Source organism: Salinibacillus kushneri, assembly GCF_900111405.1.
Classification (GTDB): domain Bacteria; phylum Bacillota; class Bacilli; order Bacillales; family Alkalibacillaceae; genus Salinibacillus; species Salinibacillus kushneri.
Window position 1 is genome coordinate 71,035 of sequence record NZ_FOHJ01000005.1, and the last position, 22,550, is coordinate 93,584.

Below are 22,550 nucleotides of genomic sequence, written 5' to 3' on the forward strand. Positions count from 1 at the left end.
TGTAGGTTCTAGAGATGCAGGCGATTTATTCTGGAAAATCTATGAAGTTAATTCTAGTTTAGTAAAATTTTGTATGGAATGATGTCGTAATTTGACGCCTGAATCACTATTCTGAAAAATTAGTCTATTCGTACCTTCTAAACCATTATCCCTCCTTCTACGAAAGTACTAATCAATAGAGCCTCTATCAAAAAAGAGAATTCTTTTCAAGGACTGCCATTTTCTATTTTTGGAAAAACGTTCTTCATTTAAGGAATATGTCGCATTCCCATTTCACAAAAACAAAAATCCAACATAATCCCTACCTTCTTCCGATACTTAAAGAGAAAGAAGATTATTCTAGTCAATACATCTATCAAATGAACCAATAGTAGAAATATTGGGGAGTCTATTAAGTAAAAAGGCTTAAAACATAGTGACGAAAGACCAGTGAAAAACGTTTGATTATAAAATATAGAGTATTCGGTACAACAAAATTTGTAAATTAATAAAGCGGACAGTTCGACAAAATTCCACAAAAAATTCCTGGGCATTTATTGTAGCCCAGGAATTTAAAACCCATTAAGATTGATATTTTTCAAAAAAATCAGCAATCATTCGAAAAGCTTTGACTTCATTTTCTTTTTTTGAAAATCCGTGTCCCTCGTTTTCCATTACTAAGTATTCCACTTCAACATCTTTACCTCTTAAGGCCTCAACGATCTGGTCTGATTCTTTCTTTACAACACGTGGATCATTCGCACCTTGTATAATCAACATTGGTTTTTTCATTCCATCTAAATAGGTTATAGGGGAATCCTTGATAAACCTCTCTCTATCCTTTTCAGGATCTCCTAACCATAGTTTCATAATCGGCTTCCATTCTTCTGGAACAGAATTGTAGAAGCTAAACAAATCACTTGGCCCAAAAATATCGACTACAGCACGGAAATAGTCAGGATGTCGGCCTGCTAATAATAGTGACATATATCCTCCATAGCTTCCACCTAATAAAAAGAGATGTTCCCGATCCGAATAACCATTTTCAAATAACCATTTAATTCCCTCTACACAATCCAGACGTGGTCCGTGTCCCCAATCCTGCTCAACAAGTTTGACAAATTCTGCTCCATAGCCAGTGCTTCCACGGAAATTAGGGGCAAAAACGTTATAACCAATGCCAGTAAGAAATTGAAAATAGGATCGGTACGATTTCCGCTCCGAGCTTTGCGGACCTCCGTGCGGCCAAAAAACTGTATACCCATTAGTTACTTCTGGATTTGCTTTAAAAAACAGAGATTCAATTGGGGTATCATCATAGGATTTATAGGTGACAATCTCCGGATTAACTAATTCATCAGAGCTTACGCCCATTACCCGATTATTCGATAAAGCTACCCATTCTTTCCCTATTTCCTTCTGATATATATTGGAAGGTTCAACTGCGCTATTTCCTAATAGATAAAGGTTACCACTTTTCGCTACTTTCAATTGATTTATGGTATGAATGGGAATATCGATTTCACTGAACTGACCCGTTTCTACATCATACGCATACAGTTCATCCACAACTCCATGCTCAGCCACTAAATAGACCGTTTTTGATTCCTTATGATAAACAAGATCGGTCATTTCTCGCCCATCAATCTTTAGCACTTCTTTGAAGGTCTTCGTCTCCAAATTAAAAGAGGCTAAATAAGAAAATTTAGATTGATAGTTTGTTACAAAGTATACCGTTTGATTATCCATATATACAGGACTGGACGTGGTATGCACAGCCTTTGGATCCGGTGTTAAAGGTAAGCTCTCCCCATCTTTATGTACATAAAGTAATTGATAGGTATTTGCATAGGCCTGAAGATAAATGAAGGTTTCTTCATCCGGACTAACGGCTTCTAAAAAGCAAGGAGCCTCATCCCCTTTAAACAGCATCGTGTCCTCTTCTGTTTTTAGATTGTATATTCTGATGTTTAAAAAGGTAGGATTATTCTTATTCGTTGTGTAGTAGATACGTTCTCCATCTTCAGATAAGTGTCCGTAATAAAACTTTTCATTTCTTTCACCTGTCACAACAGGCAGCGGGACTCCACCATTTATAGGTAAAGCATAAATTTGGTAGTTTTCATCTCCATCATGATCAATGCCTGTAAGTAAATAACGCTTTTCCGGATCATAAGAAACAATATGACTGTTTTCATTATGGAAAGATACTTGATAAGGAAATTGATTCGGTAAATCCATCTTCCATAGATTCATTTCACCACTTAAATTGGTGTTAAATACTAGAGATGACTCATCTGGACTTACAGTAAAGTGGGTAATTGCAAAAGACCGTAAATATTGCTCAATATCTGGTCTTGGAAAGTTAATCATAACTTCGCTCCCCCTTATTTTCAGAAAATACAAAACAATTATAATAATTATAGCGCTAAATAATAGGAAGAACAACAACAAAAGACCATTTTGTTTGTTTAGAAGAACGGTGTTAAGGTTGGCACGAGAAATTAACGTGGCTTTGCCCGTTGAACTTTCTCATGGCCAACAAAAAGAATTAATTCAGACCTATGCAAAAGAGGTATGGTTGCCGATATAGCGATACATAGAGATGATTCTAAAAACCCTCATGCTCATATCATGCTCACCGTTCGCCCATTTGAAAAAGATGGAGAATGGCAAAAGCAGAAACCAAGAAAGAGTATCTAAAGGACAAAGATGGGAATTTCCTTTACAACAAAAAAGGGAAAATCAAAACAAGAAAAGTTGATCTTGTCGGCTGGGATAAAAGTGAACTCATTGAGGAATGGCGTCAAGAGTGGGCGAATCATGCCAATAAAATGTTAGAACGTGAAGGTGTTAATGAGCGCATTGATCACCGTTCCCATGAAGAAAGAGGGTTGGAGTTTCAACCTACTCAACATGTAGGATATAAAGCTAATGCTATGGAAAAAGAAGGCATTCAAACAGAGCGCGGCAACTATAATCGTGAAGTGAAAGCCTATAATCAAACGGTTGTTGATTTGCAAGCGTATCGTGAAGAAAAGCGTCAATTGGAACAGGAAAAGGCTCAGGAAGAGCAATTTTCTACAGCTGCAGAACGTACTCAATTAGCAAGTGCTGAAAAATTCTTGAAAGCTAAACCAACGTTTGAAGCTATCGACAAACGATTAAGACAGCTTATTGGCTTTGAAAATAAAGTGGAAAGAGATTATCAGGCCTTAGAACAAAAAGACCAGGACTTTAAAGAAATCAAAAAACATTTATTTGAAATTTCCTCTTCTCAGAATCGAATCAAAGAGAACCAAGAAAAGCTTGATTCTGTTGGCAGGCTCGAAGGCTTAACAAAACGAGGAAAAACCATTAAGAAATCAGCAGAAAGTGAAATCCAAAGGCATAAAGCCCTTGTTCAAGAGCATGAGCGCAAATTAGAACCTTATCGTGAAAAATACGGTTTCCGTAGTAAACCTGAATTCAAAGCCATTGATGAAAAGTATCAAAGTAAACGAACGAAATTACGTGAACAGAACAGAAATCAACGTGGAGCAATCAGACGTGAACGTGATGTGCTTCAGAAGGCAAAAACAGCCTTAGAAAATCGTTTTATTCGGGAAGTAGCATCCAAGTATCCAAACACCCCTGAAATGGCTTATTTGGACTATAAGACGCCCAAACAGATCGATACGATTAATCAATCCAATAAGGCTCAGAAAGTACACTCTATTTCCGATTTCAAGGAAATGAGAAACTAGTATACCAACAGGCATCAAAATATCAGTCAACAAATGGAGCAAATCAAACATGAAGGCACGAACTTAGCTAAGTTACCAGCGATGCAAGAAAAAGCCGATTTTTCAAAACAGGGTGCAAGTTTATTTGATGGTATTATTCAAGGAATCGAGCAGGCTCAGCGTTCAATGGAACAAAAGCAAAAGAAACAAACCAAAACCAAACCTAAACAAAAGGAGAGATTTAAGCAAAAAGGCATTGGAGAAAATGAATTAGAAGGCTAATGATGGGAAAGTGAGTGAATGTCGAGAGAAAATCTAATCAAATTCTGACTGATTGGAGTAGGCCTTTCAGCAAGCAAAGTATCAGCTGAAGATTGAACACTTTAAGTTAACTGATGATGACAAGAAAGTTATGAAGGAACAATATTACACATGAACAACTAATTAAAAATTTAAATAAGGGAGTGATTGATTGCTAGCTCCCCCAAGTTCCTTTCTATCCTAATGCTTTTAATTTGCAACATTCGTTGTGTTTTTATCTGATTCCATAGACATTGATAAGTCTGGTGTCTGTGAAAGAATAAATTCATTTAAATCACCATTACGTAACCAGCGTCAAACCACCTCTATATATGTGTCGGCATCAATGAAGCACTGCAAATGTCTAATAAGGATAATGTGTTTTAAAGAAGGGCGATTTATTGGTCACTCTCCTTCATAGACAATACTACTACTTTTTCTTTATCATTATTGCAATGCTGCAGTACATAGGTAGTTTTATTTTTATTATTAATTTTCGTAAACTTGCTACATTTAATTTCCTTGGGGTTATTATCTCCATATTCATCTTTTGTGTTGTCTACTTTATAAATGAATTCTGTTCCATTAAATTCCAAGTAGTGGTAAATTGGGTCACCTTCTGTTGTTACTTTAACAATTTTTAAATTTGACTTTACAGATTTGTTAGATTTTTCAACAAAGTCATGTAATTGTTCAATATTCATGACTCCATTATTTGTAATAACAACTGCTCCCTTGTTGATATCATGCTTGGGGTCATAGTTAGATATAAGGCTACCTTGGTTAGTATTGCCATTATCAGCACCTGAACACCCTATTAATAATAATAAGGAAATAAAATTAATAATAGTAATTTTCAACCTCATATGTAATATATCTCTCCCTGTTACTATTTTGGTACCTTGTGAACGAGATACGAATCTGTATAGTTCCTAATATAAATGATCAAATTAACCTAGTAAAGATATTCATCGTTTATTGAGGTGGATATCTTTACTAGGTTCTCTTTACTAATTTGAAGCTATTTCATTGACCCCTTTAACTCCTTGTTTAATAACCTTTTTATTTATTTCGCCTTGTGCTGTGCTTTGAATTTTTTGCTCATTACTTAAAGCAAAGTTAGATTCAGTACCAACGGTATAGAACCCTTGTACTCCTCTAACAGTTTGATATTTTCCATCTCGACTTGTATTGTCATCTATATGTTCTAGAAACAATAAATATTGATGATTTTCATCTAGTAAAGGTAAATCATCAAATATTTCAATCTTGCCGTTGGGTCTTTCACCACCATATTGAGAAATTACTACGTTATCTAAAGTTTTTTTACCTTTAATCACTTTTTCAATATTAAATTTCGCATCAGTAAAAGTATCGTTATGACCTTCAAAAGGTTGATAGGATGAGAGCTGTTTGTCAAGACTCCCTATAACAATAAGATCTGAATGGTTAACTAGAGATTTTACATCTGAAAATTCTTCGCCCCATGAGGCGTGAACGGGGATAGTATTATTGTTCGCTGTTTTATTTTCTTCATTTATTTCAAATTCGGAAGACATAAACCCTAAAACCCCTGACAATAAGAATACCCCCATTACAACTATAATCATATTCTTTTTCAAAGGTAATCATCCTTTCTTTTAGTTGTTTAGTTTTGATGATAATAATGATTCATAATCGTTGCATCTTCCGTTTCATTTGGAGTATATTGATCCCTACTATCGTACGGATACATTAGGTAACTACTACTGTCTCTATGCTGTAATCCTATGGCATGTACTAATTCATGCGCAATTAATCCTTTCAATTTTGGATAGTCATAATTCAATATTCCATTTCCAACATTCAATTTCACATTCACGCCATAATAATGATCGTTAGCATCCCAATTATATGAAGCACCTTCTGCTTTTCCAGTCCATCTTGCGGAGGATAAATTAACATCTTCTACGAGTACATGTCTTCCCGAAAGACTCCCACTTTTCACATATGATACGGTATATTGATGATTATTGACATTGTCTAATGCTGCATTATTGACTAGACCTTGCAACCTTGAATAAGAGTAACTCACATTATTTACATACTGAATGTAATCCTCGTTTGACCAGTGTCCATCCCATGCAAAAACGGGAGTTGCCTTGACTTCATTCCCAAAAGCATTCCCTATACCAAAAGATATCGTTGCCAATAAAAGCACTGCAATGAAGAACCTATAAGACTGTTTCTTAAACATTAATAAACCCCCTTCATAATTTTTAGTAGATTTCAGTCCAGTAGACAACCTCGATTAATCCCTCCTCCTAGCGAATCCAATAATATGAAAATATTTCCTTATTATAGGATTCTTCACCATTCGGTTTACTTCCTTCCATACTATGGAAAAATAGGTAATTCGTCCTTTTAAGGGAGTAAGGCAAAGCCGAACGTTTGGAATTCCTCAACAAGCGTCCTTTGCGCCACGAATGTGGCTAGCAAAGGTGCAACAAGAACTATATAATCATAGTATGATTATTACAAATTGGTACAAGGAGAGGTCTTTTGAAGACCAACTGAAAAAAGAGTCGGCAGGTAAAAACCAAACCTAAACAAAAAGGAATAGGAGAGATTGAATTAAAATTAAAAGGACGTCTAAAATAACAGATTTAAGAAAGGTTGAGGTTACTTAAATGGACATAAATAAAGCGTATGAGCAGGCAAAATACCAGCTGGAAATTGAAGGATTTACGCTTAATGAAAAAGATGAGAAAGTCATGAAAGCTGTAGCTTCCGGTCAAATCACACGTGAGCAATTGATTGAGGACTTAAAACAGGGGGTGGACACATGCAAACGGCTTCCCTAATTCTTTCGCTTACTGCATTAGCATTAAACATTGTCACACTAACTATCATTTTTAAAATAAGGGGAAAGAGCAATGGCTGATAAATTGCTGGGTTGGTTTAATCATGAATATGAGAAAGTCCTTCATAGTGGTTTATCTAACAACGAAAAAGATAAACAATATAGCGACCTCATGACCGAAATGGAACACGCTTTTAAAATCCCCATGCTAGGGAATCAGGAGTGGGAAAAAGAGAATCGGAAAGTGATTGCTTTGTATCGAAAAATCTCTAAAAGCAGGCATTCATAGGCAGTAGAAAAGGCCATAGGGAACTATGGCCTTTTCTTAGAAATAAAATTATCTTATTCATTTTCAAGCCAATTATAGTAAGGCGATTCAGGTTTATCATCATTCTCTAGCATAAGTTCCAACATTCTCAAATGATCGCTTGCTTTATATATGAGTTCATCTGCTCGTTTTTTTGTAATACAAATAGGTTCTTGTGTATGAATGGCCATTTCTTCTGTTTCCCTGACCAATTTTATGGCCCTTTCTCTATTTTCCTTATCTTTTAAATTTATATATTTGAACATATCCTCATGAAAAAATATGAATAGAACTACTGCTTTTCTACGTAAAATAAACGAATTCAGTATGTAACTCATTATTAATCTCCAAAATGCTGAATGAATAATAGGGGAGCCTTCGTTTATCCGTAGGCGAACCGGGATTCAATAATAGTGTATTTTTGAAATATCGAAGAAGCGGAATGTGTGAGTGACCAAAAATTAAAATATCAGGTTCTTCTCCCTGAAACGCCTCCAGAGCCCGTTTTTCTGTTGTTTTTTTCTCTCCATGCCCATGAACGATTCCGATTGTAAATCCATTCACTTCTATCTTCTGTTTTGCCGGGAGTTTGGCAGTTATATCATCCCCATCCACATTGCCATAGACTCCTTTAACATCTGCATATTCAGCTAAAGTATGATATACATCTATGGATTTCCAATCACCTGTATGAATGATAAGATCTGCCTCTTTACAAGCTGTAAGTAAACGAGATGGAAGTTCTTTATTGTTTCCTGAAATATGCGTATCACCTGTTACAACAATTTCCATTTACATACCCCCTTTTCTCACATTAGGAATGATAAAATGATCTTTTTTCGATTCAACAGTTTTCAAAACCAAAATAATTTTATCTCTCATCTAGGCGAAAAAGACTAATTATATAAATAAAATGGAAACATATGTTCGATTATGCTATAATAAAAATACACAATAGACAAGCTCGCATGAGGGGGCGGACACTTTATCCTTCAAGGGGAACCTCCCCAAGAAGGGAGGTGATGCCTATCGATATGGCAGACACGATCACACTCATGATCTCTTTCGGAATGTTAATCGCCGTCGTCATGTCCGGAAAAAACAAATAACCCCTCATGTGCTTTGGCTAGGCTGTGAGGGGTTATCCTTCATTTAAACCTCCCCCTCATGATGGGGTTGGTCTATTGTGGGACCGTTCCATGTTACCAGCATGGGACGGGTTTTATTATCGTATGAAATTCTATTTTAATTATAACATGAAATAAACGTATATACCATGTATTTTTGGTCTGTGTTTATTCTAAACATCCAAAACAGAAGTCGAAATGGCCAAATGAGTAACTCTGGTATAAAGCTAATGACATCTAATAATAAATCCCGAAATCGATAGTTGTTGCTGCCTTTCCTTCTTTTTAACACTTGCCTTTTGCTTTTCCACCATTCTTTCAGCGCTCATCCCCCCCTATTTTTAGTGCTTATATCCGTACATCATTCATTTTCATTTACGTTTTTATCCAGGTGGAGGTTCCAGAATAAAATCCTAAGACCGTATACTTCCAAACGAACAATGAACTGTCGATTTGTCCCATTTATGCTACACTATAAAAATAAGATTCAAAATATTTTATACTTTGGCTCTGTTAAACATAGTATTGATTTCCGCGCCAGTGCACTCCCTTTACGCGGGCGGTCAGGTTGCCTCCTCGGCTGCCTCTGTATACCGCTCTTCCCGTAGGAGTCTCGCGTACTTCCGCTCCAATCAACTTGGTAGAAAATCAATAATAAGCTTTAACAAAGCCTATACATTAAAGGTGGGACATTAATGAGTGTAAGTGGTATTACAGCAGAGGATTTACTTAATTTTACGTTTATTTCTGATCCACAAGTGTCACCTGATGGTAACTGGGTGGTGTTTGTGAAACGCACGATGAATAAAAAGGAAAACTATCAATCTTCCTTATATGTAATGAATACGAAAACAAAGGAATCCATACCTTTTACACAAGGAGACAGTAAAGATACACATCCAAGATGGTCCCCTGATGGTAATATGATTTTATTTACATCAAACCATTCAGGAACAAATCAAATTTGGAAAATTTCCTTTCATGGGGGTGAAGCCCAGCAAATCACCTTTTTCAAAAACGGAGCAAGCCAGCCAGTCTGGTCTCCCGATAGTAGGTCGATTTTATGTGCGACACAATTAAAGGAAAATCAGTCCATCCATGAAGAGGAAACGGATAAGAAAGATGAAAAGGATGAGCAGCCTAAGCCATACATTACGACACGCTTAAAATATAAAGCCAATGGACAAGGGTTATTAGAAGAGAAATTCTCTCAGCTTGTTCTAATTGACCTAGAGAGAAATAAAATTACTCAGCTTACTGAGGGGAACTTTTATCATCACAATGCAGCCTTTTCTCCAGACGGAAAACGGATAGCGTTTGCCGCAAATCGTTCGGAGAATCCAGATGATACTATGATTTCCGATATTTTTGAACTCGAGCTAGACAATCTAAATCTAACGAAGCTTACGAATAGTCATGCAGTATTCTCAGCTCCAAATTATTCGCATAATGGAAAAACGCTATCTTTACTTGGTCATGACTTCGAATACCAGGGCGCGACATTAACAAGAGTCTGGACACTCGACCTTGATACTAAACACCTTACTTGCTTAACTAGCGATTGGGATGTGGAAGTAAATGATGTGGCGATTAACGATATGGCAACAGGAAGTGGCAGTCCTGGAGCAATCTGGACGTCAAATGATGATGGCTTGTATGTCCTTGCAAGTAATCGAGGAAACACCCATCTTTATTACATTTCATTAGACCAAACCATTAACCCTGTTCTCGGTGGCACCCGTCAAATCTATGCTATAGACTTTGACAAATACCGGGAACAAGCTGTGATTGGGGTAAGTAATCCTGAAATTCCCGGTGACCTTTATCACGTTTCTTTACCAAATCTAGAAGAAACTCGATTAACTGAAGCAAATGAATCCTGGATGAAAGATAAAGACCTCACTCTGCCAGAGGAAATAGAGATTCCAGCGCGTGATGGAATTTCCTTACAAGGATGGATTATGAAGCCTGTTGATTGTAGGGAAAATGAAACCTATCCCCTTATTGTAGAAATTCATGGTGGACCGCACATGATGTACAGCAATTCTTTTATGCATGAATTTCAAGTGTTCGCAGAAAAAGGCTACGGAGTTCTATTTATGAATCCTCGTGGAAGTCATGGGTATGGACAGACGTTTGTCGACGCTGTTAGAGGCGATTATGGTGGCAAAGATTATGAAGATATTATGGATGCAGTGAATTATGCAGTTAAGAATTTTGACTGGATTGATGAAAATCGTCTTGGTGTAACAGGAGGCAGTTATGGAGGCTTTATGACAAACTGGATTGTCGGGCATACGAATCGATTCAAAGCCGCTGCTACTCAGCGTTCGATTAGTAATTGGATTAGTTTTTATGGCGTAAGTGACATTGGCTACTTTTTCACAGATTGGGAGCATAAAACCTATCAACTGGACGATCCGGAAAAACTATGGAAGCACTCTCCTATTCGTTATATTAATAATGTGGAGACTCCGCTTCTCATTCTTCATGGTGAAGAAGACCATCGCTGTCCCATTGAACAGGGGGAGCAAATGTATGTTGCGCTAAAAAGTCAGCACAAACCAACAAAATTTGTACGCTTCCCGGAGTCTGATCATGAACTATCCAGGAACGGGAAACCAAACTTGAGAATCCGTCGGCTCAATGAAATGGTCGCATGGTTCAATAAATATTTATAACCTGCAAAGATGAATGATGTGCTTCCCTTTAGTGATACATGGATTGATTTTCTTTCCTAAAGGGAAGTAACTTTTTGAATGTGATAGCAGGCTTTCATTTCATCATGATTTCTTATCTTGTTTAACTTTTGCCACACCCAATGTCAGATAGTCCCAAAGAATATCTTCCACTTCTTTTCCGTCTTCTTCCCTGCAATTAATAATTAGGATGACCTCTCCTGTTCCTTTTCCTTTAAAGAGTTTCATTTTTGGATTTTTTAATTTAATTACACAAAAATCAAAAATAAAGCCAAGTATGAATCCAAATGCAGCTCCAATGAGTCCCCAAAAAATGGGTCCCCATTCCAGAACAAATCCTCTGCTAGCACCAATGACAGAGAAGATGACTGCAAGAAACATGCCCTTGTTAATTAAAGATTCTCCATCTGATCGATGTAGTGTATCAAAAAGTTTTGGATCTTCAGTACGTTTATCCAAAGGGACTGCAAAAATCTCATTGAAGCCTTTTTCCTCCAGTTTGCTAATGGCAAGTTCAAGATAAGACGAATGATCAAAAGTAGCAAAAACCTGCATATGAATTACACCTTTACACCTTTTTTTATTTTAAACATTGCAGGCTGGTAATGTGTTTTTAAAAAGTTTTTTTGTTCAGCCTCAAATAATTTATTGTTCTCCACAGCATTCATGTAGGAATCATAAATGGTAAAGAAATAAAAGGATGGCATATAGAGGACCCATTGTTTATTTAATACTGCAGTTGATTTTTCAATGTTTCCCAGTAATAAATAATGCAGGCCTTCTATAAAATGCGAAAAATGAACAAAAACTACGGTAATCACGAGTGTAAAGAAAGCACTAAAAATTCTATGGATATATAGCTGACCAATACTGGGAATGGTCATAGCCCAAAGTGTGGCTACTGTAGGATTTCGCTTATCTAAGTAATTGATTTCCAAAGGTCTAATGATAAGTTGATTTACAGGGGATGTATCCTTTTCATTAAGCAAATAAATTTTATTCAAGTCGACTGCACTCCGGTAGCTATCCCAAATGGAAAATAAGTAAACAGGAATGTATAAATGCATATATTGAACGTTTAACACTTCTTTCGCAGCCTCAATGTCACCCATAAACGAGTAAACCATGGCAAGATTCAGCTGAACCATTTGATTGAGAACCAGTTCCCACATAACTAATAAAAATCCACGCAGGTACTTTGAAAGCAGCAAGTGACCATAGCCGGGAAATGCAACTGACCATAATGCAATGATATATGGATTTCTTAAGTGAATTTGTGTAGTTCCAAAAATACTAAGATGAGCGAGCTTCCTTCGATTCTGATTTTTATTTTGATTACTGGTCATACGTCAACCCACCTTTAAAACTGACCTCCTATTGGTATTATCTTCTAAAAGTGGGTATTCATACATGGACTATCTGACTGATAAGACTACATTTGCATAAATTTCATCATGTAACCCAACTTCATAACGTCATAAACACTTTTGGGAACGCCAAAATTAACTGGAAAGCAGTCTAAACTGTCATCCCTTATATATACTGAACAGCGAAGAGGATGATTAGAGTGAGTGGTTTAAAGTCAGGCACTATTTGCAAAAATTAGATTTAAAAGATGGTAATCTGTAATCGACACAGTGTGCGAAGAATAATCTGATGATTTTAACACGAGGATTTTCACCATTATAATGTACGAAGCTCTGGGCCTGTTCTAAGTGTGGTTTCGATGTTTAAGTTGTATAAACATGTACCTTTCTCCCGTTTAGAATAACGATTTTATCAAATTCCATTCCTAGCTTTTTTGCAACTTTTTGAGAAACGAAATGTTCAGACTGAATTAGGGCAATAAATCTTTCCTGATCTATATGCTTTTCTCCATAATCCAAAAGTGCCTTGGCTGCTTCTGAAGCATATCCTTTTCCCCAATATTCACGAGCAATCCAATATCCAATTTCTATTTCCTCCTTACCATCAACCCTTTGTGGAATTAAACCTGCATGTCCAATTCGTGTTTTATCCTTCTTATTAACGAGCACCATTAAGCCTAAATCTTTCCCATAAGTATATGTTCTATAAATCCAATGCAAGAAATCCTTACCACCACTTTCATCTTTTGTCGTTCCATTACCAATAAATCGAACGACCTCAGGATTTGATAATAAAGACATAAGAAAAGGAAAATCTTCATCACGATATGGCTGGAATAATAATCTGTCTGATGTTAGTTGCATAGTAAATCTTCCTCTCTCAGAAATAAAGGGATTTTCATTCGTTATCTAATCTTCCTAACCGTTTATACGGCCTCGTTTCCCAAGCCTCATACGGAATATAATGATTAGCATTCATTGCATCTATCGTTCGGGACTTCATATTTGGACGTGTTATGTAGTCTCCAATATTATCCTCGTTTAAATGAATAAATGTTGCTTCCTTAATTTCTTCTGGCTGGATTTTCAGACGTCCACTAGAAAAATCTGCTTTAAAAACGACAGATAAGATTTCACCTGAAGTATTATAATAAACTCCCGTAATCCCAATTGGGTTTATGACAATTCCTGTCTCTTCTAAAACTTCTCTGCATACGGCTTTTTCTAAAGACTCCCCTTCTTCAACCTGCCCTCCCGGTGATTCCCATGTATCTGAACGCTTATGGGTCTTAACGAGTAATGTTTCCTGATGATTATTTGTGACAAAAGCTGATACAGCAATAATATGTTTTGGGTGACTATGTCCCATTTTTCTCCCCCTTTTAAACTCTTCCCTGTTCTTCCACTATTTCTTTCTCCCTTTTACCAATTCGTTAAATACTGCACATAGCATATTCTTAGCAGCTGGTCATGTTCGAATGATCTTGAACCTAGTTTACGGCGAGTTGTCCTTACCAACCCCTTTTTGCTTCTTTACCGCATGATAGCGGTAAAGAGGCAAAATAGGAAATTCATCATCTAAAGTTTAACCAGTGTTCTACCACGTACTTTCCCCTCCAAAATATTTGCCAGGACATCTGGAAGTTCTTCTAATGAAATTTCATTTACCAGTTCATTCTCCATTGAAGTTGGCTTTAAATCATCTCCTAAACGCTTCCAAACATTAACGCGCTGGTCCATAGGACATTCTACTGAATCGATACCAAGCCAATTAATTCCTCTTGAAATAGCAGGAATCACAGTGGTTGAAACCTCAACTCCACCTGTCAGACCACACGTTGCAACAGAGCCACCATATTTTAATGTACTGAATATGTACTGAAGTGTTTTACCTCCAACAGGGTCAACCGCTCCAGCCCATTTTTCCTCACGAATAGGTACCTGATCTGTATCCATGATTTCATTACGATGAATAACTTCAGCAGCTCCTAGATCTTTAAGGTAACCCTCCTCACTGGATTTACCTGTACTGGCAATCACTTTATAATTGCGTTTTGCTAACATATTCACAGCAAGACTACCTACACCGCCTGTAGCTCCAGCAACTAAGACTGGCCCTTCACTTGATTTCAACCCATTATCTTCAAGTCGTTTAACTGAAAGTCCAGCCGTAAAACCAGCTGTGCCTAAAATCATTGCTTCTTTTAAAGACAATCCATCCGGCAGTGGGACAACCCAATCTGCAGGAACCCGCGCAATTTCACTAAAGCCACCAGAATGTCCAGTTCCCAGCTGATAGCTCGTTACAATAACTTTCTCTCCTTCTTTAAAACGTGCATCTGTTGAGTCAATAACCGTACCAGCTAAATCAATCCCAGGTATTAATGGGTAGGATTCAACAAATTGGTTTTGAATCGCCACTGTTCCATCCTTAAAATTCACACTAGAGTAAGCCACACGAATCGTTACTTCTCCCTCAGGTAAATCTTCCATACTTATTTGTCTTATATCTAAAGACGACTGATCACCTGATTTATCCAAAACCAATGCTTTAAACTGATTCATTTTTCATACCTCCTAAAAAAGATTCTATCATCATAGAAATTGTAACCAAAATCACACCTGACTCCAAACATTTAAAATGCGGTGCAGTCCACTTATCACTTTTAGAAATAGCTGTTATAAATGATGATATGAAATAAAGGACAGTCCCTCACCGCTTTTAAGCGATAAAGGACTGACAACTTTTAAGGAATGAAAAGCCAAGCATTTCATTATGAATTTATCAGTAATGGATTCCACCTGATACTTCACACATCTCTTATCGCCTGTCTTACTTCTTCTAAATCCTCTATGCTTGAGTTTATCATACCGTGATAAATGTCCAGTATTGATTGACCATAGTCATTGCCTGGAACAGCCCATTTGCCATTTAGACCAGTCCAGGTCGAAGCGGACCCTCTGGATACCAAATCAAAACGAGGATCTACTAAAGGATATTCATCAGGTAAATCGTCAGTTGTAGCATAGGCATACAGATGCTGAATATGAGCAAGTACGCCTTCTTCCGGTGTAGCAAAGCTTGCCCCTGGATTTGAGGAATCTGTTGCACCTAGTCCACAAAAGTTATTTTGCTCAGGTTCCACAATCCCAGTAAATCGTAAATAATCGGTTTCGTGCATAGCCTGAGCAAAGGCAATGTCACCACGAACGCCATAGTATGCACCAAAGGTTAAATAATAGCTCGCAATTTCAATCGCATGACTATAAATGTCTTTTACATAACGATTCATTAATTCTGGTGAAAGGAATGTTTCTCCTAAAATCGAATATCCATTTGGCTCCTCCTGAGAACCGTCCCCGTTTCCACTCTCTCCATTATCTGTCACAATAAATGCATCTTCAATTCCCGTATTACGAATCTCCTGCAAGCGCCTTTCTGCATTCTCCTGGTTTGAAAAAGCTCCTGCTTGCACACGATACCATTGTTCACCCGAAATTGTAACCATTGTAATGAATGACTCAATTCCGTTTGATTGTAATTCATTCACTCGATTTCTTGCATTATCTCTTGATTGAAATGATCCAGCTATTACTTTATAAATGGTAGCTCCTGGTTCCTCTTCCTTACGCTGTAAGCTGAAGGCACTTGCTAATCCATTAACATGGCCTCGTGCTAATGTTTGCCGATAGGATGGATCGCGAAGTAAATCGGCATCATTTACATTGTCAATAAAACCATTCTCGGTTAAAAGAGCAGACATCGTTGTTTCCCGCAAAACATGAAAATTTGCTTTCTTCTGTCCACGATCTCTTAACTGATTAACCTTTGTAATCTCTTCGTGCATAATATCCTGATATTCAGCGGTCTGTGAAGAGTCTGATAAGCTAATGTGAATATAATCCTCATAACCAGTTGCAGAACCATTAAAAGCATTACAGTGGATAGACAAATAATAGTCTGCTCCCCATGCATTCGCATCATTGGTTCGTTGACTTAAGCTAACTGTGCTGTCATCCGTACGACTCATACGAACATTCACATTTTCATATTCACTCACTAAAATATCACGAATTCTACGGGCAATATCCAAAACAATATGCTTTTCATCTAATCCATTTCCGCTGGCACCAGTATCAGATCCACCATGCCCCGGATCTAAATAGAGTTTCATACATAACAATCCTTTCTATTAAAAGGGAATTCCTTTTACTATATTCAAAATATACAGAGAACGACTTGGACAGTTTGTTTAGTTTTACAAAAAATAAGGAATATGTTTTATTAAAGGTTAGAAACAGTAAGGGAATAATGGAAACAGATTCCTTGTTCCTTCCAAAAGGAAGTTGTACATGGTGAATCTGCAGTTCCGTAAAAATCCCAAAAACTTGCTGTTTAAAGATTAAATTCCTGACATAATAGGAAAAATAATGATAACTTCAGCAAAGGAGGTCAGCATCATGGCTAAAACGATTACTTCAGAGGAATACCAGGATCTTGTTAAAAATATGGACAAGCCAATGGTTTTAGAATTTGGAGCAAATTGGTGACCAGGCTGTCGTATGTTGAGACCGGTGGTCTCAAAAGTAAGCGAACAGCTGGATACTGTTGATTTTTATTATGTAGATGTAGATGAATCTTCAGACCTTGCTCAAAAATTTGAGGTTCAAAGTATTCCGACAATGGTTCTTGTCAAAGACGGCGAAGAAGTAAACCGTTCTGTTGGATTTATTCCTGAAGAACAGGTTACCGAATTTGCCCAATCATAATTACAGTAAAGGCATTGCTTCCTTAGCAATGCCTTTTGATTATCATGTTAGACCTATGGTTAATCTATTATAAATAAGTCCACACAAGTAAATGGACGGGTTAATTCTTTTTTAAGCAATTTTTAAAAATTGACTTAAATTGTTTCCGATGAACTTGTTTTATGGATAACTAAATCGTAATAAATACAGATATTAAAGCGCTATATATATTCCATTTATAACTTGACATCCTAGGGATTAGATGGTTCACCAAAGTATAGTGAATTACGAAAGATAACAGAGGATCTAATGAGCAAGGTTATTGAGGTTGTAAAAAAAGAAGAGGCGAAAATTTTGCAGATGCATTGGATGTCTTCAGTGGAATATAATTCAGAAAAAGGGACGGTGGATTTTACATTTGATCCAAAGTTAAAGCCTTATTTATTACAGTTACAGCGAGAATTCACCTCCTATAAATTACGAAATGTGCTGGCTTTAAATAGTGGTTATGCCATACGATTTTATGAATTGTTAAAGAAATGGGAGAAAATTGGAATCATAGAGTATACCTTGGAGGAACTAAGGAAGAGGCTTGGAACTGGAAATAAATACAAGGAATACTCAAATTTTAAGTTAAGAGTTATTGATCCTGCAAGACGGGAACTTTCGGAAAAAACTGATATTAAGTTTAATTATGAGGAGTTAAAAAAGGGACGAAAAGTTGTAGCCTTAAAATTTATTATTTCTACTAATAGAGAAAAAAGGACTAAGATTGTTGAGGACACCAAGAGTACTGAAGAAACTTTGTTGGAAGAGTTAAATGGCTTAGCAAGAGGTTACCATGTATCCAATGAAGTGTTTTATCGTTGGGTAGCATTAGGGAAAAATATTTGGGGATTAGAATATACAAGTCAATTAAGGAATTTGATATTGTATATCAATCAACAAAGCAATAAGAATAACCCGATTGGCCTGGCTAATTATCTGCTTAAAGAAAAAGGGAAGCTAGCTCAACAAGGGTATGACTCAACTATTCAAGTAGAGAAAAAAGAAATCCTACCGGAATGGTTTAATAAAAATAATGATGGAAATGATAAAAAGGATTCAAGAAAAAAAGAAGTAACATACATAGAGAGGCAAGAGATGGAGAAATTGTTGGAAAAGTATAAAGTGTATTAGTTTTTACATACATAATTAGAGTTTTACTTATATCCCCTATTCTATTTTGGAATGGGGGTGGTTCTATATAAGAACCACCATCAGGTTCTAGCATTTTTTCACTGTTTTTTAAAATAAATTTATTCATCAATCTTTATTCCTTCCATAAACAACAAAAATGCATTATATGCGGTTCTTTTAAAACTTTGTACTACGTTATATTTTTCTACAACTGAGGGGGGGGGCTATTTGAGAACACCCTATGTTAAGCAATCATTAAACCCCCCTGATGTTAAAGAACATAGGGGACCGTTATGTACGGATTGTTTTCACTGTATCACGATACAGGTACTCCTCAATCCTCACATACCTTAGCCGCGTCTCGACACGGGGGAGTATGATTAATATGATTATCCAATATATCTATCGGATAATAAAGGATTAAAACTTATCATGATTGAATAGTGGTGGCTAAACCTTTCAGAGGTTATTTATAACCTGGTTCTATATTAGAACCATCCCTATGACGAAAAATATCTGGATTTATCATTTATCTTTTTTGCAGCATCATTAAGGAATATTTTTCCAATCAAAATATTGAGTTATCTCTAAATACAGAAGTTTTATGATACGTTAATTTAAAACGATTTTCAATATCAAAATACCGTTATGTTGGTAACACTCTCTCAAAGTCTACTTTTGATCTTTATCACTCATATTGAAAAAATCAGCACGTCACTTAGCCTTTGCTCCCCCCCCGTATTTACCAGAAGCAAAGCTATTATCCTATTTTATGAGCAAAATAGCATATAGTTTCAATAGGCACAAGTCTAGGAACAATCTGTTGGTCCTGCTATAGGAACAAATATTAGTTACTAAAAGGTTGTAAGAGGATAAATTACATAATTATCCCTATTTGCCCCAAAACTCAAACCGAAAATGTAAGACTAGGCACAAAACTAGGAACAAGACTAGGACTTCTAACGTCGCAGTCCCTTGTTCCTTCTATATATTGCCACTCAGACCAGGCTGCTTCTACTTTTCCAAAAGGAAATACCGTAGTTCCAACTATAAGTAATGCAAATCCTAAAATTACTTTGCAAGTTTTAATAATACCGTCCCACTTTCTATAATAATTGACATATAAATAGTCTTATAAATTGTGAATCATTAATGTATTTATCTATAAATCATAATTTCATCTGACCAAACAGCTGTATTAGGTACAGATCCTGTAAGCAAAACTCTTACTCTAGCTTGTGTACTATGATTTAAGTCATCAAGATATAATTTCTTAACAGGGGTTAAGTATGAAAAATACCCAGTCACTTGATCAATACTACGTATCATGAATTCATACCCCGTAGAATCAGTTCCCCAGACATCCATATAATAATCTAACTGAGGACAATTTCTTGATTCAGCTTGAACATCAACTGAGGTTGCATTAGATGTATAAACACTATAATCAGTCCAAACTCTAACTTGACAATCTCCAGTAACTGTTTGCCATTCAGACCAAGACGATGCTGATGCATTATTTGGAAGTAAGCTCATAGATGTAAACAGTATAATAGCTAAAGCGAATAAAAACTTGAAATTTTTCACTCACAACATCCTTTCTAATATATGAATACCATATTGAACATGGTATTCATATATTATCAGCAAAACCGTTTGGATAAAAATGGACTAATAGTAAAAATGTACCTATTACACCTAAAATATTATTTAATAGATAAATAAATTGGTAAAATTTTATAAAGATAACCAGATATTTTTTATAATATCAATTTCTTTAAAAAATATTTGAAAAATAAATCAAACTGCATATAATATCAGGAAGAGGAAGTGTCTATAATTTTGTGTATAAGTATGACTAATCGGTAAAATTTAAATATTCATAAACCTTAAGGATGCTTAACCTTATATATTTAGACAAATAAAAACTTTAATAATAACCTACTACATAAACAGATTATGATCCTAATTCCCTATTCAACTGAATAGACACATTTTTTATACTCTCTTTATTTGGAATAAAATAGTATGAACCACCAATCATTTTATTAGATCCCTCAATTTCAAAAGTTTTAATAGAGGAAGTATCCATTGATGCATAAGATCGAATTAACGAATGGATTTCCGAAGGTTGAAAGCTAGTGTCTACATTTTGTTCAAGAATGTCAGTGATTTTATGAAGTTTAAAAATTGTCCCGGTAGATATGACTTGGTCAACCGTTGCCTGAATAATAATTGTTTTTTCTTCAAATGCAATCTTTGACAAAAAAACTGCACCTTTAATTGTGTCTAACAATTAAAGGTGCAGTACAACAGTTCAAAATCCTTTCCTCTACTGGTTTTATTTATTTGTAAATGTTTATCGGATTGTCAAGTACCGCTACTTGTTGATTATGAGCTGAATCACTATAAATCCGAAGTATGACATGATAAAGATCTCCATCAGACCAATCCCCATTACTATCAGGTTGTTGTACTAAATCGATATCGAATTGTTTTGTCGGCATTCTGTAAGAGAAATATCCTGAAAATGTTTGACTAGTAGCACGATTGAACTCTTCATTCACTAAAACTAAGTCATAATAAAAGGTTGGACAATTATCACTTGTTGCCCAAACGTCAACAGTGTCTGCATTAGAATAATATGAACGGTAGTCAGTAAAAAGCTTTACTGTACAACCTCCGGATTCATATACTCCCCACGTAGAATGATTATAATCTGCTAAGGAAACAATTGGAAAAATACTTGCTAATAATACCGTTAAACAAAAAATTATTAACATCTTTTTTAGCTTTCTCATAAATTACATCCCGCTCAATTAAAGATTAATATAAACAAATATGCGATTCTAGATTATCTATCACCTATCAGGTACTATTCACAAATTTTATATATTTCATTTCTATATGCTTCCATCATAATTATCACGTTTTTGTAAGCTTAAATTTTGGTTGGTTACTTTGCTATTTTCAACGCTTAATAATTGCCTGTTAAATAATTGTGTGACACTTAAAACAGTAAAAATAACCCCCAAAATGGTTATAGCCTTGGCTGGATCAAAAGAGCTCCCAATCCATCCTGCTAGAACACCATTCAATGGCAATGTAATTTGTGCGACAAATCTTCTTACTGAGAATACCCTACCTTGAACTTCCTTGGGAGTTACCAATTGCCAAATCGTACTTGAATGAGCTGTTGTAATGGGTAACATAAAGAAAATTAAACCACCAATTATCCCGGATATATATATATTATCGGAAAAACCAAAACTAATCTCAAACACCCCGGCTAATATTAAAGGGATGATAACACCGTAAATTCTGTTTTTCTTTAGACCTCCAAACAATGTCATTACTAGACCTCCGCATAAACCTCCTATACTACTAAGAGTGGTGATAATGGCTAATCCTGTATCAAAATCTAATCCGTTACTTTGAAGTTCCCCATTTAAACTATACTTTAGTACAAGAGGATAGAGGGTAGTAACAACTGATAGCAATAAATTACCAACAGCGATTAGTCCTAGTAACCACAGTAAAGGCCTATTAAAATATGATAAACCAGACTTCATCTCTTTTATAAACCCTATTGATTTTTTTCTTAACTTTTTGTTATTTTCACTTGGTGAAGGAATATACAAAAAACCTAAGATTACAGCACTGATAATGAATGTTACACCGTCTAATAGAATAGCTAGTGATATCGCTTGCTCTTCACCTTGGAAAGAAATAATGTAAGTATCCATAAAAGCTGGAATAGAAATTAGGAATGTTGCAATTGTTGGAGCAATTACTTTAGAAAGTGAAAAACTTGTTTGGGTCATTCCATTAGCGCGGGATAAATGTTTTTCAGGAACAATCATTATGTAAGATGCTGTAAAGGAACTGATAATAAAGCTTCTTAAAATTCCCAATAAAGCACTGTAAATTAGTAGTATAATTAGACTCTTTAAAGTTTCGGTAAACATTAAAAAAAAGAGTATTAATGTAAGTAATCCTCCAACATAATTGCAGAATAACAGTATTTTTTTTCTATCAAGTCTATCTGTCCAAATTCCTACTAAAGGTTGCGACAGTACATAAGCAGCGTTATAAACAACTGTATTTGCACCAATTGCAAAGGCTAACATCGTTCTATCTGAAGGATCATTATACATTACTTGTGTAAGCCATATAGTTATGGCGAAAATGTTAACAGCACCGCCAATTTCAGAAAGTGTCTGGCTGAACCAATATATCGAGAATTTCTTAAAGCTTTTCTGTGGGTACATTTAGG

General features: G+C 35.8%; 25 protein-coding genes and 1 pseudogene. 10 read left to right on the forward strand and 16 right to left on the reverse strand.

The window, feature by feature from the left end; translation table 11 throughout:
- Positions 1 to 561: 561 nt before the first annotated feature.
- Positions 562 to 2,352, reverse strand: a complete 1,791-nt coding sequence (locus BMX63_RS08640) for a S9 family peptidase (RefSeq protein WP_093134249.1) — start codon at positions 2,350 to 2,352, stop codon at positions 562 to 564.
- Between the two features lie 204 nt (positions 2,353 to 2,556).
- Here BMX63_RS08640 and BMX63_RS18660 point away from each other — a divergent pair, with 204 nt between their 5' ends.
- The 3 genes from BMX63_RS18660 to BMX63_RS08655 are packed head-to-tail and all read left to right on the forward strand — an operon-like array spanning position 2,557 to position 3,986.
- Positions 2,557 to 2,682, forward strand: a complete 126-nt coding sequence (locus tag BMX63_RS18660) for a MobA/MobL family protein (protein ID WP_093134253.1) — start codon at positions 2,557 to 2,559, stop codon at positions 2,680 to 2,682.
- Positions 2,649 to 3,725, forward strand: coding sequence for a MobA/MobL family protein (locus BMX63_RS08650; protein ID WP_093134255.1), 1,077 nt, complete (start codon positions 2,649 to 2,651; stop codon positions 3,723 to 3,725). The genes BMX63_RS18660 and BMX63_RS08650 overlap by 34 nt, the downstream gene beginning before the upstream one ends.
- 33 nt (positions 3,726 to 3,758) lie before the next feature.
- Positions 3,759 to 3,986, forward strand: coding sequence for a hypothetical protein (locus tag BMX63_RS08655; RefSeq protein WP_093134258.1), 228 nt, complete (start codon positions 3,759 to 3,761; stop codon positions 3,984 to 3,986).
- A gap of 416 nt (positions 3,987 to 4,402) precedes the next feature.
- On the opposite strand, the gene BMX63_RS08660 is transcribed toward BMX63_RS08655, so the two are convergent.
- From BMX63_RS08660 to BMX63_RS08670, 3 genes are all read right to left on the reverse strand, one after another.
- Positions 4,403 to 4,870, reverse strand: a complete 468-nt coding sequence (locus BMX63_RS08660) for a DUF4362 domain-containing protein (RefSeq protein WP_093134261.1) — start codon at positions 4,868 to 4,870, stop codon at positions 4,403 to 4,405.
- Positions 4,871 to 5,014: 144 nt separating this feature from the next.
- Positions 5,015 to 5,626 carry a hypothetical protein gene (locus BMX63_RS08665; protein WP_093134264.1) on the reverse strand — a complete coding sequence of 204 codons (612 nt, stop codon included), beginning with the start codon at positions 5,624 to 5,626 and terminating at the stop codon, positions 5,015 to 5,017.
- Between the two features lie 26 nt (positions 5,627 to 5,652).
- Positions 5,653 to 6,240 carry a M57 family metalloprotease gene (locus BMX63_RS08670; RefSeq protein WP_093134267.1) on the reverse strand — a complete coding sequence of 196 codons (588 nt, stop codon included), beginning with the start codon at positions 6,238 to 6,240 and terminating at the stop codon, positions 5,653 to 5,655.
- A gap of 433 nt (positions 6,241 to 6,673) precedes the next feature.
- Here BMX63_RS08670 and BMX63_RS18010 point away from each other — a divergent pair, with 433 nt between their 5' ends.
- Together BMX63_RS18010 and BMX63_RS08675 are read left to right on the forward strand one after the other, a co-directional pair.
- On the forward strand, positions 6,674 to 6,847 hold the full coding sequence (locus BMX63_RS18010; protein WP_177167246.1) for an antitoxin VbhA family protein: 174 nt from the start codon (positions 6,674 to 6,676) through the stop codon (positions 6,845 to 6,847).
- Positions 6,848 to 6,919: 72 nt separating this feature from the next.
- Positions 6,920 to 7,135, forward strand: a complete 216-nt coding sequence (locus tag BMX63_RS08675; RefSeq protein ID WP_093134271.1) for a hypothetical protein — start codon at positions 6,920 to 6,922, stop codon at positions 7,133 to 7,135.
- A 53-nt stretch (positions 7,136 to 7,188) separates the two neighbouring features.
- Here BMX63_RS08675 and BMX63_RS08680 read toward each other — a convergent pair whose 3' ends face one another.
- Both BMX63_RS08680 and BMX63_RS08685 read right to left on the reverse strand, forming a co-directional pair.
- Positions 7,189 to 7,419: a hypothetical protein gene (locus tag BMX63_RS08680; protein ID WP_220083821.1), complete on the reverse strand. Its 231-nt coding sequence runs from the start codon at positions 7,417 to 7,419 to the stop codon at positions 7,189 to 7,191.
- A gap of 37 nt (positions 7,420 to 7,456) precedes the next feature.
- A complete protein-coding gene (locus BMX63_RS08685; RefSeq protein ID WP_093134276.1) occupies positions 7,457 to 7,945 on the reverse strand; it encodes a metallophosphoesterase family protein in 489 nt (162 codons plus the stop codon).
- Between the two features lie 1,030 nt (positions 7,946 to 8,975).
- Between BMX63_RS08685 and BMX63_RS08695 the strand changes: the two genes are divergently transcribed.
- Positions 8,976 to 10,961, forward strand: coding sequence for a S9 family peptidase (locus BMX63_RS08695; RefSeq protein ID WP_093134281.1), 1,986 nt, complete (start codon positions 8,976 to 8,978; stop codon positions 10,959 to 10,961).
- A gap of 102 nt (positions 10,962 to 11,063) precedes the next feature.
- On the opposite strand, the gene BMX63_RS08700 is transcribed toward BMX63_RS08695, so the two are convergent.
- The 6 genes from BMX63_RS08700 to BMX63_RS08725 all read right to left on the reverse strand — a co-directional run bounded on the left by BMX63_RS08700 (position 11,064) and on the right by BMX63_RS08725 (position 16,521).
- On the reverse strand, positions 11,064 to 11,534 hold the full coding sequence (locus BMX63_RS08700; RefSeq protein WP_093134283.1) for a hypothetical protein: 471 nt from the start codon (positions 11,532 to 11,534) through the stop codon (positions 11,064 to 11,066).
- A gap of 5 nt (positions 11,535 to 11,539) precedes the next feature.
- A complete protein-coding gene (locus BMX63_RS08705) occupies positions 11,540 to 12,325 on the reverse strand; it encodes a hypothetical protein (RefSeq protein ID WP_093134286.1) in 786 nt (261 codons plus the stop codon).
- A gap of 384 nt (positions 12,326 to 12,709) precedes the next feature.
- Positions 12,710 to 13,210 (reverse strand): GNAT family N-acetyltransferase, encoded by a 501-nt coding sequence (locus BMX63_RS08710; protein WP_093134288.1) that lies wholly within the window; start codon positions 13,208 to 13,210, stop codon positions 12,710 to 12,712.
- A 34-nt stretch (positions 13,211 to 13,244) separates the two neighbouring features.
- Positions 13,245 to 13,715: an NUDIX hydrolase gene (locus tag BMX63_RS08715; RefSeq protein ID WP_093134291.1), complete on the reverse strand. Its 471-nt coding sequence runs from the start codon at positions 13,713 to 13,715 to the stop codon at positions 13,245 to 13,247.
- A 209-nt stretch (positions 13,716 to 13,924) separates the two neighbouring features.
- A complete protein-coding gene (locus BMX63_RS08720; protein WP_093134294.1) occupies positions 13,925 to 14,911 on the reverse strand; it encodes an acrylyl-CoA reductase family protein in 987 nt (328 codons plus the stop codon).
- 245 nt (positions 14,912 to 15,156) lie between these two features.
- Positions 15,157 to 16,521 carry an N-acetylmuramoyl-L-alanine amidase gene (locus BMX63_RS08725; protein WP_093134297.1) on the reverse strand — a complete coding sequence of 455 codons (1,365 nt, stop codon included), beginning with the start codon at positions 16,519 to 16,521 and terminating at the stop codon, positions 15,157 to 15,159.
- Between the two features lie 286 nt (positions 16,522 to 16,807).
- On the opposite strand from BMX63_RS08725, the gene BMX63_RS18285 reads away from it, so the two are divergent.
- The 4 genes and pseudogenes from BMX63_RS18285 (at position 16,808) to BMX63_RS08735 (ending at position 18,274) form a co-directional block, all read left to right on the forward strand.
- The gene (locus BMX63_RS18285; protein ID WP_143060133.1) at positions 16,808 to 16,897 is read left to right on the forward strand and encodes a thioredoxin; all 90 of its coding nucleotides are present in this window, start codon (positions 16,808 to 16,810) and stop codon (positions 16,895 to 16,897) included.
- Between the two features lie 12 nt (positions 16,898 to 16,909).
- Positions 16,910 to 17,116 carry a thioredoxin family protein gene (locus tag BMX63_RS08730; protein ID WP_093134299.1) on the forward strand — a complete coding sequence of 69 codons (207 nt, stop codon included), beginning with the start codon at positions 16,910 to 16,912 and terminating at the stop codon, positions 17,114 to 17,116.
- Between the two features lie 249 nt (positions 17,117 to 17,365).
- Positions 17,366 to 17,620 (forward strand): annotated as a pseudogene (locus tag BMX63_RS18740) (RepB family plasmid replication initiator protein); the annotation flags it as partial.
- Positions 17,621 to 17,665: 45 nt separating this feature from the next.
- Positions 17,666 to 18,274: a replication initiation protein gene (locus BMX63_RS08735; protein ID WP_342732330.1), complete on the forward strand. Its 609-nt coding sequence runs from the start codon at positions 17,666 to 17,668 to the stop codon at positions 18,272 to 18,274.
- 1,158 nt (positions 18,275 to 19,432) lie between these two features.
- On the opposite strand, the gene BMX63_RS08740 is transcribed toward BMX63_RS08735, so the two are convergent.
- The 4 genes from BMX63_RS08740 to BMX63_RS08755 all read right to left on the reverse strand — a co-directional run bounded on the left by BMX63_RS08740 (position 19,433) and on the right by BMX63_RS08755 (position 22,545).
- Positions 19,433 to 19,861, reverse strand: coding sequence for a hypothetical protein (locus tag BMX63_RS08740; protein ID WP_093134304.1), 429 nt, complete (start codon positions 19,859 to 19,861; stop codon positions 19,433 to 19,435).
- Positions 19,862 to 20,231: 370 nt separating this feature from the next.
- Positions 20,232 to 20,540 carry an LCP family protein gene (locus tag BMX63_RS08745; RefSeq protein WP_093134307.1) on the reverse strand — a complete coding sequence of 103 codons (309 nt, stop codon included), beginning with the start codon at positions 20,538 to 20,540 and terminating at the stop codon, positions 20,232 to 20,234.
- Positions 20,541 to 20,619: 79 nt separating this feature from the next.
- Positions 20,620 to 21,057, reverse strand: coding sequence for a hypothetical protein (locus tag BMX63_RS08750; RefSeq protein ID WP_143060134.1), 438 nt, complete (start codon positions 21,055 to 21,057; stop codon positions 20,620 to 20,622).
- Between the two features lie 120 nt (positions 21,058 to 21,177).
- Complete coding sequence (locus tag BMX63_RS08755; RefSeq protein WP_093134312.1) at positions 21,178 to 22,545, reverse strand: MFS transporter; 1,368 nt, start codon at positions 22,543 to 22,545, stop codon at positions 21,178 to 21,180.
- Positions 22,546 to 22,550: the final 5 nt, after the last annotated feature.